4 protein-coding genes are annotated in these 2,710 nt (G+C 74.2%); 1 reads left to right on the forward strand and 3 read right to left on the reverse strand.

The features are described 5' to 3' along the window. Both AB0J52_RS35155 and AB0J52_RS35160 read right to left on the reverse strand, forming a co-directional pair. Positions 1-527 (reverse strand): hypothetical protein (locus AB0J52_RS35155; protein WP_500187227.1); only part of this gene is annotated, 527 nt, incomplete at its 3' end. 163 nt (positions 528-690) lie between these two features. Beyond that, a complete protein-coding gene (locus AB0J52_RS35160; protein WP_500187228.1) occupies positions 691-1,206 on the reverse strand; it encodes a hypothetical protein in 516 nt (171 codons plus the stop codon). Positions 1,207-1,502: 296 nt separating this feature from the next. On the opposite strand from AB0J52_RS35160, the gene AB0J52_RS35165 reads away from it, so the two are divergent. Continuing rightward, complete coding sequence (locus AB0J52_RS35165) at positions 1,503-2,306, forward strand: ABC transporter ATP-binding protein (protein ID WP_500187230.1); 804 nt, start codon at positions 1,503-1,505, stop codon at positions 2,304-2,306. Positions 2,307-2,311: 5 nt separating this feature from the next. Here AB0J52_RS35165 and AB0J52_RS35170 read toward each other — a convergent pair. Next, positions 2,312-2,710, reverse strand: a 399-nt coding sequence (locus AB0J52_RS35170; protein ID WP_500187231.1) for an AAA domain-containing protein, incomplete at its 5' end; no start/stop codon positions are given.

Raw genomic sequence — 2,710 nt, forward strand, 5'->3', positions numbered from 1 at the left:
GTCCCGAGCACCGCCGGACGGCTGCCCGCCGGGTCGAACGCCCAGCCGCCGGGGCAGTCGAGCGCGGCCCACACCAGGGCGGTCGTCGGCGGGTCCCACGGCGTCCAGGGGCAGGCGACCGTGCCGTCCAGGCCGTCGACGGGACCGGGGGCGAGGCGCATCCCGTCGCCGGGCGCGCGGTCCGGGCCGCACACGAAGCAGCCGGGGAAGGGGTGGTCGCCGCCGGAGTTGAACTTCTCGGCGGCGCGAGCGGCGACGTCCGGGGCGACGGCCGGGACGGGGTCGACGGTGAAGCCGTCCGCGCGGGCCTCGGCGACCAGGCGCTCGCCGTCCCAGAGGGTCAGGTGGCCGCGCCCGCCGTCCTCGTCGGCCACGCGCAGCGGGGTCTCCAGCGGCGGCGGCAGGCGCAGCGCGACCCGCACGCCGTCAGGCGCCGCGCCGGCGGCGACCTCGGCGGCCAGCAACCCGGCGACATAGCCGCCGTTGCCCGAGTTGTCCGGACCGTGGAACCGTGCCTCCACCAGCATGTGGGAACCCCCGCGAGAGATCGACGTGGAACGGTCGAATCCTAGCCGGGGGTCACCAGAGGTCCCATATCTGGTCAAAGTGTGCGGAAGGTGCGCACTGATCGGGGGAGTCCAGAGCGATCGGAGAGGTCCGAGGCGACGGGGCGGGGTGGGGAGTCGGGCGTCAGATGGCCCGGGAGGGCTGCGGCCGTCCGGGACGGGTGGAGAAGAACACCGACAGCGACCCGTTCAGCCGGGCGCGGACGGTCTCCTCGTCCACGGGGCCGTCCTCGGGGACCGGGCAGAGCTCCAGCGCGCGCTCGATGAGCAGGTCCATGTTGCGGTCGGCGACCAGCACCGAGCAGGTGTCGCAGGCGAACCACGGGTACAGCATGTTCAGCACCGCCACGGCGGTGTCGTCGTCGGACAGGTGCGTCGTGTCGAGCTCCACCTCGAACATGTCGGTGGCCTCGGGGTCGAGCGTCGGGTAGTACAGCCAGCTGGGATCCGGGGCGGCGCAGAAGTCGCACGTCGGGTCGGCCGGAGCGGCCGTGCCCACGGCGAGCTCCAGCGCGTGGTCCCAGGGCTCCACGCGGCGGTTGTGGCGATAACCGACGGTGTCGAGCGCGCCCTCGCGGTTGTGGGTGACGTCATGCACCTCCCCGCCGCACCGGGCGCACATGAAGCCGATGTCCTCCATGTCCTTCCCCCTGATCGCTGAGGCACCGATCTCACAGTATCCGCACGGACGGCACCCGCGTACCAGCCCCGCGCGATTCGATCTTGCCCGGATTCGGCCCCGTTGCCCAGCGCCACGCGGGCCGTCCGATACCGTGGGTCTCCTGTGACGCCCGTGTCCCGGCGATCCCGGCAGGGGCCCGTCTCCCATGCCGCCCCGATGCCGCCCACGCGTCGCGCCCGCGCCGGGCACCGCCCCCACCCTCCGGCAGGCCCCGCCGGCTCGCGCGCCGCGGCGTCCGAACCCGGAGGTCGTCCGTGCCCCTCACCCCCGTCCCGAACGGCGTCGTGCTGAACGCCGACAAGATCGACCTCGTGCGCGGCGGCCGGACGCTGCTGGACCGGGTCTCGATGACCGTCCTCACCGGCGAGCACTGGGCGCTGATCGGCCCGAACGGCGCGGGGAAGAGCACCCTGCTCGGCGTCCTCGGCGCCTACACCCACCCCACGCGCGGAACCGCCGAGATCCTCGGCCACCGGCTCGGCCGGGTGAACGTCCATGAGCTGAGGGCCTTCATCGGGCAGGTCAACCCCAGGCATCCGCTGGAGTCGGCGCGCACCGTCCGGGAGATCGTCCTGACCGGCGCCACCGGGACCATCGAGCTCGTCCCGCGCTGGACGCCCTCCGAAGCCGAACGGTCCCGCGCGGACGACCTGATCGCGCTCATGGGCCTCACGCCTCGCGCCGACGCGCGCTGGCCGCACCTGTCCCAAGGGGAGCGCGGCCGGGCGCTGATCGCCCGTGCGCTGATGCCCGACCCGCCGCTGCTCCTGCTGGACGAGCCCGCCACCGGCCTGGACCTGGCCGCCCGTGAACGGCTCCTCGTCGCCATCGACACCCTGCGCGAGAACCGTCCGGACCTCACCACCGTCCTGGTCACCCACCACCTGGAGGAGCTGCCGACCTCCACCAGCCACGCGATGCTGCTGCGCGAGGGCGAGGTACTGGCGTCCGGCCCGGCGGAGCACGTGCTCACCACCGAACTGGTCAGCGCGTGCTTCGACCACCCCGTCACGATCAGCCGCGCGAACGGCCGCTGGGCCGCGACGGCGGGACGCTAGTCCACTCAGCCGTGGGCGCGGACGCGGTGCTCGCCGAGGTGGGCGAGCACCGCCTGGTTCGCCTCCCAGCCGTCGGGGAACTTCACCGGCACGCCCAGCCGCACCGGATCCGCCGACGGATGCGCGTCCAGCAGCTCGGGGATGCCCGCGCGCGCCACGACCAGGCAGGCGTGCCGGTGCCGCGACGCCAGCACGCACAACCGCCCCGACTCCAGGTGGAACGCCGTCGCGTCCCGCCGTCCCGACAGCGGATGCAGCACCACCGTCACGTCGTACTCGCGGCCCTGCAGGCGGTTGGCGGTGTCGACCGTGATGTCCCCGGCGTACGGGCCGAGCGCGAGCCGGATCGCGGCGACCTGGTCCCGGTGCGCGGCGCCCACCGCGATCCGGTCCGCGCCGACCGG

Origin of the sequence: Spirillospora sp. NPDC049652, assembly GCF_040675125.1 — a bacterium.
Taxonomy (GTDB): Bacteria; Actinomycetota; Actinomycetes; order Streptosporangiales; family Streptosporangiaceae; genus Spirillospora.